Annotated in this window: 13 protein-coding genes; 1 reads left to right on the plus strand and 12 read right to left on the minus strand. The window is 71.1% G+C overall.

The window, feature by feature from the left end:
• Positions 1–16: 16 nt before the first annotated feature.
• The 3 genes from AXK61_RS19760 to AXK61_RS19770 all read right to left on the minus strand — a co-directional run bounded on the left by AXK61_RS19760 (position 17) and on the right by AXK61_RS19770 (position 2334).
• Positions 17–601, minus strand: coding sequence for a ClpP family protease (locus AXK61_RS19760; protein WP_068571023.1), 585 nt, complete (start codon positions 599–601; stop codon positions 17–19).
• Positions 598–1215 carry a ClpP family protease gene (locus tag AXK61_RS19765; RefSeq protein WP_068571022.1) on the minus strand — a complete coding sequence of 206 codons (618 nt, stop codon included), beginning with the start codon at positions 1213–1215 and terminating at the stop codon, positions 598–600. Before AXK61_RS19765 ends, AXK61_RS19760 begins: the two co-directional genes overlap by 4 nt.
• 111 nt (positions 1216–1326) lie before the next feature.
• On the minus strand, positions 1327–2334 hold the full coding sequence (locus tag AXK61_RS19770; RefSeq protein ID WP_068571021.1) for an AurF N-oxygenase family protein: 1008 nt from the start codon (positions 2332–2334) through the stop codon (positions 1327–1329).
• A 108-nt stretch (positions 2335–2442) separates the two neighbouring features.
• Between AXK61_RS19770 and AXK61_RS19775 the strand changes: the two genes are divergently transcribed.
• Entirely contained in the window at positions 2443–2949 is a 507-nt protein-coding gene (locus AXK61_RS19775; protein WP_414930012.1) for an SRPBCC family protein, read from the plus strand.
• 12 nt (positions 2950–2961) lie between these two features.
• On the opposite strand, the gene proB is transcribed toward AXK61_RS19775, so the two are convergent.
• From proB to AXK61_RS19820, 9 genes are all read right to left on the minus strand, one after another.
• Complete coding sequence (proB, locus tag AXK61_RS19780) at positions 2962–4056, minus strand: glutamate 5-kinase (protein ID WP_068571075.1); 1095 nt, start codon at positions 4054–4056, stop codon at positions 2962–2964.
• A 44-nt stretch (positions 4057–4100) separates the two neighbouring features.
• Positions 4101–5561 carry a GTPase ObgE gene (gene obgE, locus AXK61_RS19785; protein ID WP_068571020.1) on the minus strand — a complete coding sequence of 487 codons (1461 nt, stop codon included), beginning with the start codon at positions 5559–5561 and terminating at the stop codon, positions 4101–4103.
• A gap of 114 nt (positions 5562–5675) precedes the next feature.
• Entirely contained in the window at positions 5676–5939 is a 264-nt protein-coding gene (gene rpmA / locus AXK61_RS19790; RefSeq protein ID WP_068571019.1) for a 50S ribosomal protein L27, read from the minus strand.
• Positions 5940–5983: 44 nt separating this feature from the next.
• Complete coding sequence (gene rplU / locus AXK61_RS19795) at positions 5984–6295, minus strand: 50S ribosomal protein L21 (protein ID WP_068571018.1); 312 nt, start codon at positions 6293–6295, stop codon at positions 5984–5986.
• 147 nt (positions 6296–6442) lie between these two features.
• The gene (locus AXK61_RS19800; protein ID WP_068746798.1) at positions 6443–9475 is read right to left on the minus strand and encodes a translation initiation factor IF-2 N-terminal domain-containing protein; all 3033 of its coding nucleotides are present in this window, start codon (positions 9473–9475) and stop codon (positions 6443–6445) included.
• 302 nt (positions 9476–9777) lie between these two features.
• Positions 9778–10191, minus strand: a complete 414-nt coding sequence (gene ndk, locus AXK61_RS19805) for a nucleoside-diphosphate kinase (protein WP_068571016.1) — start codon at positions 10189–10191, stop codon at positions 9778–9780.
• Between the two features lie 63 nt (positions 10192–10254).
• Positions 10255–10653, minus strand: a complete 399-nt coding sequence (locus tag AXK61_RS19810; protein WP_068571015.1) for a DUF4233 domain-containing protein — start codon at positions 10651–10653, stop codon at positions 10255–10257.
• Entirely contained in the window at positions 10650–12077 is a 1428-nt protein-coding gene (gene folC / locus AXK61_RS19815; RefSeq protein WP_068571014.1) for a bifunctional tetrahydrofolate synthase/dihydrofolate synthase, read from the minus strand. Before folC ends, AXK61_RS19810 begins: the two co-directional genes overlap by 4 nt.
• A complete protein-coding gene (locus AXK61_RS19820) occupies positions 12074–14776 on the minus strand; it encodes a valine--tRNA ligase (protein WP_068571013.1) in 2703 nt (900 codons plus the stop codon). The genes folC and AXK61_RS19820 overlap by 4 nt, the downstream gene beginning before the upstream one ends.
• Between the last annotated feature and the right edge of the window lie 45 nt (positions 14777–14821).

Consider the following 14821-nt stretch of genomic DNA (forward strand, 5'->3'; position numbering starts at 1 on the left):
CCCGGCAGGGCCTGCTTCAGGCCTCCTCGATCACCTCGTCGATCAGCCCGTAGTCGACGGCCGCCGCGGCGGTGAAGACACGGTCGTGGTCCGTATCGGCGCGGAGCTGCTCGGGGGTCTGGCCGGTGTGCCGCGCCAGGACCCGCTCCATCTGGGCGCGCACGCGGATCACCTCGTCGGCCTGCAGGATCAGGTCCGGAATCGTGCCGCGTCCCTGCGCCGACGGCTGGTGCAGCACGACCCGCGAGTGCGGGAGACCCATCCGCCGGCCCGGTGCGCCGCCCGCGAGCAGCACCGCCCCCACCGCGACGGCCTGCCCGACGCAGGTGGTCGCCACCGGCGGCCGGATGTACCGCATGGTGTCGTAGATCGCCAGGGCCGCACTGGGATCGCCGCCCTCGCAGTTGATGTACAGCTGGATCTCGCCCTCGCCGTCGGAGGCGAGGAACAGCAGCTGCGCGACGATCGCGTTCGCGACCCCGGCGTCGATCCCGGTGCCGAGGTAGACGACCCGCTCCGAGAGCAGGTGCGAGTAGACATCGGTGATGCGCTCGCCGGTGGGGCGCCGGTCGATCACATTGGGGATCGTGTAGGTGCTCATCGAACCGCCCCCGCGAGGTCGAAACCGGTGCGGCGACGGCCCGGGACGATGGTGTCGAAGGAGTCGACGATCTCGTCGACGAAGCCGTAGTCGCGGGCCTCCTGCGCCGTGTACCAGCGGTCGTGCAGCGAATCCTCGAAGATCTGCTCCAGCGGCCGCCCGGTGTCCTCCGCGATCAGGCCGAGCACCGTGTCGCGGGTGTGCCGCAGGTCGCCGGCCTGCAGCTCGATGTCGACGGCGGTGCCGCCGATGCCCGCGGAGCCCTGGTGCATGAGCACCCGGGAGTGCGGCAGTGCGCGCCGCTTGCCCGGCGTGCCCGCGGACAGCAGGAACTGTCCTGCGCTGTAGGCGATCCCGAGCACGAGTGTGGAGACATCGCACGGCACGAGCCGCATGACATCGCGGATCGCGAGCATGGACGGCACGGAGCCGCCGGGCGAGTGGATCCACAGCGCGATGTCGCCGGGACTCGCCGCCGCGAGCGAGAGGATCTGCGTGGCGAGAAGGGAACCGTTGTCGTCGTCGAGCGGACCGTCGAGCACGACGACCCGATGGTCGTAGAGCTCACGGCGCACCCGCTCGCTGAACCTGGGGGTGGTGGGTGTGTCTGTCATGCCCCCATCGTGACGCGGGTCGCGTCGCCGGGGAAGACGAATCCGCCTGGGGCGGAACCGCTCACAGCAGCTCCGCCCCAGGCGGATCGGATCGTGCGGCTCCGCGGAGGATCAGCCGGCGGCGTAGGCGGGCTCGCTCCGGAAGCGGGAGACGCGACCGTCGATGCCGAGCGCCCGCCACAGGAGGCGCGAAACCGGGTTCATCAGCTTCGTCTTCTCCGCGAGCAGGCGGACGTCGCCGAAGACCTCGCGCTTCATGACCTGCGACTCGGGCGAGCGCCAGTACATCTGCTTCCAGACCTCGCGCGGAATGTCGAAGCGCTTGCGGAACTCGCGCGGCGGCACCGCGATCGCCGTGAGCAGTGAACGCATCACGAGCGGCAGCGCCAGCGAGAGCAGGAACCGCGGGAATGCGCCGCGGGTGGGGATGCGGTGCTCGAGCAGTTGGTGCGCGAACGAGATGTGCCGCGCCTCCTCCGCCACGTGGAGCTGCATGACGGCGGTCATGGTGGGGTGCTGCTCGATGCCGGAGCGCAGGAACTGCTTCTGCACATGGTCGATCGGCTCCTCGCCGCCGAGCACGCCCATGTAGAAGATCATCGGGAAGGTGGTGGCCGCCAACGGGATGATCGGCGAGAGCCGCCGGAACCACAGCGGACCGCCGGGCACGTCCATGCCGATCCGGTTGACGAACTCCTGGAACATCAGCGTGTGCTGACACTCCTCCTTCGCCTCATGCGTGGCGTAGCGGAACTCCGGCGAATTGTTCGGCTGCAGGGCGGTGTACTGCATGATGCCGCGGATCAGCACCGACTCGAACTGCAGCCCCACTTTGGCCACGTTGGCCTGGCGCCACATGCCCATCTCGATCTGCTTGGCGCGCGGCTGCGACTGGTACCACGCGGTCCGACCGATCGGATCGAAGCGGGAGTCGAGGATCCACCGCGGATCGTCGGGTACCACGGCCAGCTCTGGCGAGTCCCAATCGATGTCGACGTACGGATCGAAGTTGCGCAGTACCGAGGCCTCGGACAGGTCCTGCAGAGTCTGCTCGTACTCCGCCTGGCCCGCGAACGGGCGGCCGCGGGTGCGCCCCATGTGCGTGATGTGCAGCGCCATGACGACCTCCGGGTTCTCGATGACACAGCTCTACCAAAAATGTACCACGATGATGGACATTTCCTACCTGTCTGTATGAACGCCCAGGTCCGGCCTGTAGGGTCTGCCGTGATCACCCGGGACACCGGGTCCCAGATGATCGTCGCCCGCACCGCCGACGCCGGAGGTTCCATGACCACCATCAACCACACCGCGACCGCGACCGTGCCGGTGAGCACCGCCTTCGCGCACGTCGCGGACTACCGGACCGTGCCGCAGTGGTTCTTCGGGATCAGCCGGTTCGTGCCGCAGGGCGCGAAGGACTACGGCCTCGGCGCCGTGTACGACTCCGCAGTGAAGATCGGCCCCAAGGAGATCGGCTCCGTCGTCGAGGTCACTGAGTTCGACGAGGACAGCCTGATCACGCTGAAGTCGATCTCCGGATTCCGCACCACGTCGCGGTGGCGGTTCCGCGCCGTCGACGAGGGGCGCACCGAGCTCGCCGTCGAGTTCACCTACGACCTGCCGGGCGGCTTCGCGGGCAAGGCCCTCGGCATGATCATCGAGCCCTTCGCCGTCCAGGCGGTCAAAGCCTCCGAGGCGGCACTGCGCCGGGACCTCGAGGGCGCGGCGTAGCGAGGAGCGCTCTCAGCGCACCGGCACGAGGTCGTCCGCATGGACGACGGGACGCCGCAACCCCTCGGGCAACTCCGCGGTGCCCTGACCGAGCATCGCCTCGATCTCCGAGTGGTCGTAGGCCACGACGCCGCGGGCCCGGACGGTGCCCGCCGCGTCGCACAGGTTGACCACGTCTCCCCCGGAGAACGTGCCGCTCACACCGTGCACGCCCGCGGGCAGCAGCGATCGCCGGCGGTCCACGACCGCGGCGACGGCACCGTCGTCCAGCACGAGGTCCCCGTGGACGTCGGCGGCGTGCCGCACCCAGAACCGCCGCGCCGACAGGCGCACGGCCCGGGGACGGAAGACCGTGCCCACATCCGCACCGTCGAGCGCCCGGTCCGCGACCGCCGCTGCGGTCAGCAGCACGGGCACTCCCGCGTCGGCGGCGAGCCGAGCGGCGGACAGCTTCGACGCCATCCCGCCCGTGCCGAGTGCGCCGCCGGAACCGGCCACGACCCCGTCGAGGTCCTCCGGGCCGTCGACGGCCGCGATGAGCGAGGCCTCGCCCTTGCGCGGGTCCCCGTCGTAGAGCCCGTCGACGTCGGACAGCAGGACCAGCGCATCGGCGCCGGTCAGGTGTGCGACGAGGGCGGCCAGCCGGTCGTTGTCACCGAAGCGCACCTCGTTGGAGGCCACCACGTCGTTCTCGTTGATGATCGGGACGGCACCGAGCGTGCGCAGCCGGTCCAGCGTGCGCTGCGCGTTGGCCGCGTGCACGCGGAGCCCGATGTCGTGCGCGGTGAGCAGCACCAACGAGACGATCCGCTCGTAGCGCCGGAAGGAGGCGCCCCAGGCGTTGGCCAGCTGCAGCTGCCCCACCGAGGCGACGGCCTGCTTGGTCGCGAGGTCGGTGGGCCGTCGCTTCAACCCCAGCGGCGCCATGCCCGCGCCGATCGCGCCGGAGGACACCACGACGACCTCGGTGCCCCGGTCCAGGCGCGCGACGATCGCGTCGGTCAGCGCGTCCAGACGGTCCGACGCGAGGCCGTGCTCGAGATCGGTCAGCGCGGAGCTGCCGATCTTGACCACCAGCTTGCGGGCGCCCGCGACGAGGGCGCGCATGTCCCCGTCGAGCAGCTCGCCGTGAGGCGTCGCGGGCGCCTCGGTCACAGGTCGTCCTCGTCGTCGCTCGCCAGGCCGCGCCGCACGTCGTGCTGGTGGCGACGCTCGGCGGCGCCCACGCGGTCGTTCTGCTCGAGCCGGATGTCGGTGCCGCGGCCCGTGACCGGCACGTCGTCGATGGTGCCGAGCGAGGGCTCCCAGTTGAAGCAGACGTCGCCGATGGTGACCGGGGCTCCCGGCTCCGCACCGAGCTTGACCAGCTCCTTCTCGACGCCGAGCCGGTTGAGCCGGTCGGCGAGGAAGCCGACGGCCTCGTCGTTGTCGAAGGGCGTCTGCTTGATCCACCGCTCGGGCCGCGGTCCGCGCACGATGAAGCCGCCCGGCTGCGCGGGATCGGAGATGACCTCGAACCCGGACTCGTCGATGGCGATGGGCCGGATGACGGGGCGACGGGCGACCGGGGTCCCCCGCTCCTCGCGGTAGCGCTGCACGAGCTCGGCGAGCGCGAAGGTCAGCTCGCGCAGGCCCGTGTGCGCCACCGCGGAGATCACGAAGACCGGCCAGCCGCGCTTCTCGAACTCGGGGCGCACCATCTCGGCGAGCTCCTCGGCGTCCGGCACGTCGGCCTTGTTCAGCACGACGATGCGCGGGCGCTCGGACAGGTCGCCCAGGCCCGTGTCGGCGGCGAGCGCCGGCTGGTACGCGGCCAGCTCGGCCTCCAGCGCGTCGACATCGCTCACCGGGTCACGGCCGGGCTCGAGGGTCGCGCAGTCCACGACGTGCGCGAGCACGGCGCACCGCTCGAGGTGACGCAGGAAGTCCAGGCCCAGGCCGCGGCCCGTCGACGCGCCGGGGATGAGGCCCGGGACGTCGGCGATGGTGAAGGTGGTCTCCCCAGCGGAGACGACGCCGAGGTTCGGCGCGAGCGTGGTGAACGGGTAATCGGCGATCTTGGGCTTCGCGGCCGACAGCACCGAGACCAGCGAGGACTTGCCCGCGGACGGGAAGCCGACCAGTCCCACATCGGCGACCGACTTGAGCTCGAGCACCAGATCGCGCGTCTGGCCCTCCTCGCCGAGCAGCGCGAAGCCGGGCGCCTTGCGCGCCTTCGACACCAGCGCCGCGTTGCCGCGGCCACCGCGGCCGCCCTGCGCGGCGTCGAACCGGGTGCCCGCGCCCACGAGATCGGCGACCATCCGGCCGTCGGTGTCCAGGACGACGGTGCCGTCCGGCACCTTCAGGATGAGGTCCTGCCCGGAGCGGCCCTCGCGGTTCCCGCCCTCGCCGGGCTTGCCGTTGGTGGCCTTGAGGTGCGGGCGGAAGTGGAAGTCGAGCAGCGTGTGCACCTGCGGGTCGACCTCGAGGATCACCGAGCCGCCGCGGCCTCCGTTGCCGCCGTCGGGGCCGCCGAGCGGCTTGAACTTCTCCCGGTGGATCGAGGCGCAGCCGTGGCCACCGTTACCTGCCGTGACATGCACCGTCACGCGGTCGACGAACCTGGACATGGATGAACCTCTTTCTACCGTGTGCCCGCCCGAGGGCGGAAAGACGAAAGCGGGCGGGCCCCTGACAAGGAGACCACGCCCGCCTTCGAGAAGACTTCGTACTGCTGCCGCGGACTAGGCCTCCGCAGCGACCGGCACGATGTTGACCGTCTTGCGGCCACGCTTGGTGCCGAACTCCACGGCGCCCGCCGCGAGGGCGAACAGCGTGTCGTCGCCGCCACGGCCGACGAGCACGCCGGGGTGGAAGTGGGTGCCGCGCTGGCGGACGATGATCTCACCGGCGCTGACCTTCTGGCCACCGAACCGCTTGACGCCCAGTCGCTGGGCGTTGGAATCACGACCGTTGCGCGAGCTGGACGCGCCCTTCTTGTGTGCCATCTGGCTACTCCTGTACTAAAAGTGTGAGTGGTCTGGTTCGCCGGTCAGGCGATCGCGGTCACCTTGACGACCGTCAGCTTCTGCCGGTGGCCCTGACGCTTGTGGTAGCCGGTCTTGTTCTTGAACTTGTGGATGCGGATCTTCGGTCCCTTGACCTGATCCACGACCTCGGCGGTGACCGAGATCTTCTCCAGCGCGGCGGCGTCGGTGGTGAGGTTCGCACCGTCGACGACGAGCGCCACGGGCAGCTTGACGCTGCTACCGAGCTCACCGTCGATCTTCTCGACCTTCACCAGGTCGCCGACGGCGACCTTGTACTGCTTGCCGCCGGTCTTGACGATCGCATACGTGGCCATCTTCGGGCTTACCTCTTCTTACACATCTCGTAGTTCAGCGCGCGCCAGGTGCGCGGCTCGTATCACGCGGGTACTCCGGAACACGCACGCACGAGCGCGCCGCCGGAAAAGCGACCTTCCCAGGTTACGGGAACGCCGACGCCAGGGTCAAACCGGCTGGTCCGCCTTGTCGGCACCGTCACCCTCGACGCCACCCGCCGCCGGTCCCGCGGGCCGGGCAGCGGCACGGCGCCGGGCCCGCTTGCGCGCGGGCTCCGCCACCGATGCACCGGCCGCATCGCCCGCGGGGGCGGTCGGCGCGTCGGGCACGGGGATCGCGATGTCGACGACGATCGTCTGCGCGGACGCCGACGTCGTGGTGGGCGCCTTCCGCGCCACCCGGCGGCGGCGCGGGGCCGACGGTGCCTGCTCCGCCGGCGTCTGCTCGGCCACCGGTGCGGCCTCGGGCGGTGCGGCAGCAGGCGCGGCCTGCGCCGCCGGAGCCTGCTCGGGCTCGGCGGCAGGTGCCTCGGGCGCCACATCGAGCACCTCGGGTGCCTCGGCCGCCGCCTCCGTCACCGGCGCGGCCACCTCGTTACCGTCCTCATCGTGGTGCGCCGCCATCGCCCGGAACATCGGATGCTCACCCTTGTGCGCGACGGGCTCCTTCGCGGGCGCGGGCTGCGCCTCCGGGGCCTGGACGGCACCGTCGGACTTGGAACGCTTGCGCTTCTTGCGGCCCGTGCCCTCGGACCGCTCCCCCGAGCGGCCGGCCTCCTCGCCGCCGCCCGCCGACTCGACGGGCGCGTCGTGGACGATGATGCCGCGGCCGGCGCACGCCTGGCACGGCGTGGAGAAGGCCTCGACGAGGCCCGTGCCGATCCGCTTGCGGGTCATCTGGACCAGGCCCAGCGAGGTGACCTCGGAGACCTGGTGGCGAGTGCGGTCGCGGCCCAGGGCCTCGGTGAGGCGCCGCAGCACGAGGTCGCGGTTGGACTCGAGGACCATGTCGATGAAGTCGACGACGATCATGCCGCCGATGTCGCGCAGGCGCATCTGCCGCACGATCTCCTCGGCCGCCTCGAGGTTGTTGCGGGTGACCGTCTCCTCGAGGTTGCCGCCGGCGCCGGTGAACTTGCCGGTGTTGACGTCCACGACGGTCATCGCCTCGGTGCGGTCGATGACCAGGGTGCCGCCCGAGGGCAGCCAGACCTTGCGGTCCATGGCCTTCGCGAGCTGCTCGTCGATGCGGTAGGTCGCGAAGACGTCCGGCGCGTCAGCGTGGGCCTTCTCGAACTTCTCGACCCGCGGCAGCAGGTCGGGAGCGACATCACCGACGTACTTCGACGTCGTGTCCCAGGCCTTGCGGCCCTCGATGACGAGCTTGCTGAAGTCCTCGTTGAAGAGGTCGCGGACGACCTTGACCAGCAGGTCCGGCTCCTCGTAGAGCGCCTTGACGCCCTTCTGCGAGGAAGCGGCCTCGATCTCGGCCCACTGCGCCTGCAGCCGCGCGACATCGCCCGCGAGCTCCTCGGCGCTCACGCCCTCGGACGCGGTGCGGATGATCACGCCCGCGTCGGCGGGGACGATCTCCTTGAGGATCTCCTTGAGGCGCTTGCGCTCGGTGTCGGGCAGCTTGCGCGAGATGCCGGCGGAGCCGCCGCCCGGCACGTACACCAGGAAGCGTCCCGCGAGGGAGATCTGCGTCGTCAGCCGGGCGCCCTTGTGGCCGACCGGGTCCTTGGAGACCTGCACCAGCACCTGATCGCCGGGCTTGAGGGCCTGCTCGATCTTGCGGGCGTTGCCGTCGAGACCGGCGGCGTCCCAATTGACCTCGCCGGCGTAGAGCACGCCGTTGCGGCCGCGGCCGATGTCGACGAACGCGGCCTCCATCGAGGGCAGCACGTTCTGCACGCGGCCCAAGTAGATGTTGCCGACCATCGACGCCGAGCTCGACGAGGTGACGAAGTGCTCCACCAGCACGCCGTCCTCGAGGACCGCGACCTGGGTGTAGTCGGCGGGGTGCGGCACGGTGTGGCCGTCCTGGCCCTGCGACGGCCCCACGCCGGTGCGCTCGCGCACCACCATCACGCGGTCGACGGCCTCGCGGCGGGCGAGGAACTCCGACTCGGTGAGGATCGGCGGGCGGCGGCGTACGGTGTCGCGGCCGTCGCGGCGGCGCTGGCGCTTGGCCTCCAGGCGGGTCGAGCCGCTGATGCCGCGCACCTCGTCGCGGCGGGCGCGCTGACGCGATTCCCGCGGCTCGCGCTCGTGGACGACGGTGTTGGGCGGGTCGTCGGACGAGGCCGCCTCGGCGCCGTCCTCCCCCGCGCCCGTGCGGCGCCGGCGACGGCGCCGGCGGCGACGCGAGCCACCGTCGGTCACGTCCTCGACGTCATCGCCCTCGGCGTCGTCCGACGATGCCTCGTCGGTCTTCTCCTCGGCGGCGGCCGCGCCGTCCGCCTCGGGCTGCTGCTCGTCAGTGCTCGCGTCCTGCGCGGGCGCACCGTCGATCTGCTCGGCCTGGTCCTGGCCGTCCTGCTCGTCGGCGTTCTCGCCGCGACCGCGACCGCGGCCACGACGGCCCCGGCGGCGGCGACGATTGCCGGCGCCCTCGTCATCCGCGGAATCGTCGGACGACGATGCCGACTCCGCCGGCTCGGCGGCGGCCTCGGCGACCGGCTCGGTGTCCTGCTCGGTCGCGGGAGCGTCGACGGCCGGGGCCTCGGGCTCCTGGGCGTCCTCGACGACGTCCTTCTTCTTCGGCGCGCGCGCCTTCCGCGGCGCGGGCTCGACCTGCTCGGGCTGCAGGAACAGCGGCACCGTGGTGTCGATGGTCGACGGGGCCACCTCGGCGATGGGCTCGATGACTGCGGCCTCGGAGAAGAGGGACGGGGTCTCCTCGACGGGCTCGGCGGGTGCCGCGGTGGCGGGTGTGGCGGGTTCGACCGCGACCTGCTGGTCAGCGACTTCGGGTGCTCCGCCCGCGAGCTCGGCGATGCGATCGCGGACGCGCTCGGCGGCGCTGCGGTCGATGCTCGAGTGCGCACTGCGCGCGACGAATCCGAGATCACCGAGGTGCGCGAGCACCTCCTTGCTCGTGAGCCCGAGCAGACGCGCCAGCGCGTGGACGCGCAGCTTCTGCGGGAACTCCTCCCGAGCTTCGTTGTTCTGTTCTTCCGGCGACGTGTTGTCGGCCACTGAATCTCCTACCGACCCCCGGGCGCGATCACTACTCGGTCGCGGCCACGCGGGGGCGTGTCGTGTGGTGGGGCTCCAGGTGACCTGAAGCCTCACGTTTGTCAAGGTCTGCACGTGTCTCGTGCGTGGCGCACGCTTGCTCGGTGTTCGCCGAGCTGCCGGGCCGGTCGGTGCTGCGCGGTTGCGCGCGCCGACGTGCGTCCGACTCATCATCCCACACGTCACAGCCGCGGCGGAAAAGTATCGGGCCCGCGCTGCGCGGTTCGCGCGGCGCGGGCCCGGGGGACGTGGGTCGACGCAGGTCAGGCGAGACCGGGGAACCAGAGGGCGATCTCGCGCGCAGCGGACTCGGGCGAGTCGGAACCGTGCACGAGGTTCTCCTGGGTCTCCAGGCCGAGGTCACCGCGGATGGTGCCCGGCACGGCCTTCTCCACGGGGTCGGTGCCGCCGGCGAGCTGACGGAACGCCGCGATCGCGCGGGGGCCCTCCAGCACCGCGGCCACGACGGGCCCGGAGGTGATGAATTCGAGCAGGGAGTCGAAGAAGGGCTTCTCCTTGTGTTCGGCGTAGTGGCCCTCGGCCACCTCGATGGAGACGTGCTTGAGCTCGAGGGCCGCGATGGTCAGGCCCTTCCGCTCGATGCGCGCCAGGATCTCCCCGGACAGGCCGCGCCGCACGCCGTCGGGCTTGATGAGAATCAGAGTCCGCTCAGTCACGGGCACAGACTAACGGGACGGTGCGGTCACCGTCGACGACGGTCCCCCGGACGGTGCGCCGGCTCAGTCCGCGATCGGCTCCTGGCCCTGCAGCCGCCCCTCGGCCATCCGCTTCTTCACGTCCCGCTCGATGTAGACGATGTACGCCCAGACCAGGGCGAACACGACGCCCACGGCGCCGATCCCCCAGTGCACCGCGAAGCCGGCGATCACGGCGACCTGCAGCGCGCAGATCGCGGGGATGGCCCACGGCTTCTTCACGACCATGCAGCCGGCGAAGCAGGCCGCGGCCAGGATCAGGACGTACGCGACCTTCAGGCCCGACAGCCCCGGGGACAGCCGGATCACCACCGGCAGGGCCAACAGGATCACGATCATCTCGAGGATCAGCGTGCCGGACAGGATGCCGCGGAAGCTCTTCCACGGGTCCTTGGTGGGCGGCGTGAACCGCTGGGTACTCACTGGGGTTCCTTTCCGAACAGCGAACGCGCGGCTCCCGCGGTCACCACCGAGCCGGTGATGAGCACGCCGACGCCCGACGCCGGTGCGCCGGTGTCGAAGCCGTCGTCCGACTCGTCGTCGGCGAGCGCGATCGCGGTCTCGACCGCATCGATCATCGTGGGTGAGGTGACGACGCGGTCCTCGCCGAAGATCTCCTCGGCGATCGCGGCGAGCCGCTCGACCTCGAGCGCCCGCGGCGAGCCGTTGTGCGTGACCACCACGGTGTCGAGCACGGGCTCCAGGGCGGTCAGCACGCCGATCGCGTCCTTGTCGGCGAGCACGGAGACCACGCCGATCAGCGTGTGGAAACCGAACTCGGTCTCGATGGTGCGCGCCAGCGCCTGCGCGCCGTGCGGGTTGTGCGCGGCGTCGATGAGCACCGTCGGGGCGGTACGGACGCGTTCGAGCCTGCCCGGCGACGCGGCCTTCGCGAAGCCCTCCCGCACCGTGTCGAGGTCGAGCTGCTGGTCTGCGCCCGCGCCGAAGAAGGCCTCTACCGCGGCGAGCGCGACCACGGCGTTGTTCGCCTGGTGCTCGCCGTGCAGGGGCAGGAAGATCTCGTCGTAGACGCCTCCCAGGCCCTGCAGGGTCAGCTGCTGCCCGCCGACGGCGACGCGCCGCTCGACGACCATGAACTCGGAGCCCTCACGCGCGACGGCCGCATCGGCCTCGACGGCCTTCCGGAGCAGCACGTCCATGGCGGCCGGCTCCTGCTTGCCCACGACCACGACGGTGTCCTTGGGGATCAGCCGCTCGGGCGCGCGCTTGATGATCCCCGCCTTCTCCCCCGCGATCGACGGGATGTCCGGGCCCAGGATCTCGACGTGGTCGAGGCCGATCGGCGTGATCACGGCGACCTCGGCCGTCACGACGTTCGTGGCGTCCCAGGTGCCGCCGAGCCCGACCTCCACCACCGCCACGTCGACGGGGGCCTCGGCGAACGCCGCGAAGGCCATCGCGGTGAGCACTTCGAACTTGCTCATCCGCGGACCGTCGGCGGCCTCGGACTGCGCGTCGACGAGCTCGATGAAGGGCTCGAGCTCGCGGTAGGTCTCCACGTACTGACGTGCTGTGAGCGGCGCACCGTCGACCGCGATGCGCTCGGTGGCGAGCTGCAGGTGAGGACTGGTGATCCGGCCCGTCCGGCGCGAGAAAGCGAGCAGCAGCGAGTCGATCATGCGCGCCGTCGACGACTTGCCGTTCGTTCCTGCGATCTGGATCGACGGGTACGCGTCCTGCGGCGAGCCGAGGAGCTGCATGAGCGCGGAGATCCGCGCCAGGGACGGCTCGATCTTGGTCTCGGGCCAGCGCTGATCGAGTTCCGCCTCGACGCGGGCGAGCTCGGCCAGGTCGTCGGGGTCGGCGGCGAAGGCGGGGACCGTCACGCGGCGCCCCCGCCGAGCTGCGCGATCCGCGCCGTCAGCCGCTCGACCTCCTCCTGCGCGACGCTCTGCCGCCCCCGGATCTTGTCGACGACGGCGTCGGGCGCCTTCGCCAGGAAGGCCTCGTTGCCGAGCTTGGCCGTGGTCCCGTCGAGCTCCTTCTGCGCGGCCTTGAGGTCCTTCTCCAGGCGCGCCCGCTCGGCCCCCAGGTCGACGGTGCCGGACGTGTCCAGTTCGACGGTGACCGTGCCCCCGGCCAGCCGGACCTCGAGCGACGCCGTGGCGGCGAAGCCCTCCTCCGGCGGAGTCAGGCGGCACAGGTTCGCGGCCGCGGCCGCGAGCGAGGTCAGGCCCGCCCCGTCGAGGCCGGTGAGCCGCGCGGCGACCCGCTGGCCCGGCTTGAGCAGCTGGTCGCTGCGGAACCGGCGGATCTCGGTGACGAGACGCTGCAGGTCCGCGAAGCTGCGGGCGGATTCGACACCGTCGGCGGGGATCTCGGCGGGCGCCCAGTCGCGGGACGGCCAGTCGGCGATCACCAGGGAGGTACCGCCGGTGAGGGCCTTCCACAGCACCTCCGTGACGAAGGGCATCGTCGGGTGCAGCATCCGCAGCACGACATCGAGGGCCTTGCCGAGCACCAGGCGGGTGTTCTCGCCGAGCGCCGCGTCGCCGTGATCGTTCGCGGCGTGCAGCTGCAGTTTGGCGACCTCCAGGTACCAGTCGCACAGCTCGTCCCACGCGAAGTGGTACAGCGCCTCGCACGCCTTGCCCAGCTCGTTCGCGTCGAAGGCGGCGTCGGCCTCGGCCTGCACCGCCGCGAGGCGGTCCAGGATCCAGCGGTCGGCGTCGGTGAGCTGATCGCGGGCCGGGAGCTCACCGACGTGCGCGTCGTTCATCAGCGCCAGTTTGGTGGCGTTGAACAGCTTGGTGGCGAACTTCCTCGACGATGCCGCGGCGTCGGCGCCCACGTTGAGGTCGGCGCCGGGGATGGTGCCGCGGGCCAGGGTGAAGCGCAGCGCGTCGGCGCCGTACTCCTCGACCCAGTCCAGCGGATCGATGCCGTTGCCCTTCGACTTGGACATCTTCTTACCGAACTCGTCGCGCACGAGGCCGTGCAGCAGCACCTCGTGGAAGGGCACCTTGCCGGGCGCGTTCGGCTCCTCGCCGATGAAGGTGCCGAACATCATCATCCGGGCGACCCAGAAGAAGATGATGTCGTAGCCGGTGATCAGCGTCGACGTGGGATAGAACTTCGCCAGGTCGGCCGTGGAGTCCGGCCAGCCCATCGTGGAGAACGGGAACAGGCCCGAGCTGAACCAGGTGTCCAGCACGTCGGGGTCCTGCTCGTAGCCCGCGGGCGGTGTGTCGTCGGGGCCGCAGCACACCACGTCCCGCACGCCGTCCGCGTCGGCCGGGCCGTACCAGACGGGGATGCGGTGGCCCCACCACAGCTGGCGGGAGATGTTCCAGTCGTGCATCTCGTCGACCCAGTCGAAGAACCGCGGCGCCAGCGACTCGGGGACGATCGTGGTGTCGCCGCTGCGGACCGCGTCACCAGCAGCCTTCGAGAGCCGATCCACCTTGACCCACCACTGCATCGACAGCCGCGGCTCGATCGGCTCGCCGGAGCGCTCGCTGTGGCCGACGCTGTGCCGGTACGGGCGGATCTCCTTGACGATGCGGCCCTGCTCGGCCAGCGCCTCACGGATCGCCTTGCGGGCGGCGAACCGGTCCATGCCGTCGAACGGCGTTCCGGTGCCGACGATGTGGGCGGTCTCGTCCATGATCGTGGGCATCGGCAGGCCGTGCCGCTGGCCGAGGGCGAAGTCGTTGGGGTCGTGCGCGGGGGTGATCTTCACCGCGCCGGAACCGAACTCGGGGTCGACGTAGTCGTCGGCCACGACGGGGATGCCGCGGTCGAGAAAGGGGTGCGCGAGCGTCGTCCCGACCAGCGCGCGGTAGCGCTCGTCGTCCGGGTGCACGGCGATCGCCGTGTCGCCCAGCATCGTCTCGAGGCGAGTGGTGGCGCAGACGATGTGCGGCTCACCGTCGTTCATGGACCCGTACCGGAAGGAGACGAGCTCCCCGTCGACCTCCTTGTGGTCGACCTCGAGGTCGGAGATGCCGGTCTGCAGCACCGGGGACCAGTTGACGAGTCGCTCGGCGCGGTAGATCAGACCGGCGTCGAAGAGCTGCTTGAAGATGGTCTGGACGGCGCGCGAGAGGCCCTCGTCCATGGTGAACCGCTCGCGGGACCAATCGATGCCCACGCCGATTCGACGCATCTGGCCGGTGATGTTGCCGTGGCTGGCCTCCTTGAAGGCCCAGGCGCGCTCGAGGAACTTCTCGCGGCCGATCTCGCGGCGGCTGGTCCCTTCCGCGGCGAGCTGCTTCTCGACGAGGGACTGCGTGGCGATGCCGGCGTGGTCGGTGCCGGGCAGCCACAGCACCTCGTAGCCCTGCATCCGCTTACGGCGGCACAGCGCGTCGGTGATGGTCTGGTCCAGGGCGTGGCCCAGGTGCAGGCTGCCGGTCACGTTCGGCGGCGGCAGGACCACGGAGAACGCGGGCTTGGGCGAGGTGTTGTCGGCGGTGAAGTAGCCCGCGCCCACCCAGCCGGCGTAGATGTCCGCCTCTACCGCACCGGGCTCCCAGGCGGCGGGGAGTCGGTCGAGAGCGGAGTCGCGCGGCGCAGTAGTCACCCCACGATTCTAGTCAGCGCATGCGAGGGTGTTCCGCCGGGCGGG

Origin of the sequence: Tsukamurella pseudospumae (assembly GCF_001575205.1) — a bacterium.
GTDB lineage: Bacteria > Actinomycetota > Actinomycetes > Mycobacteriales > Mycobacteriaceae > Tsukamurella > Tsukamurella pseudospumae.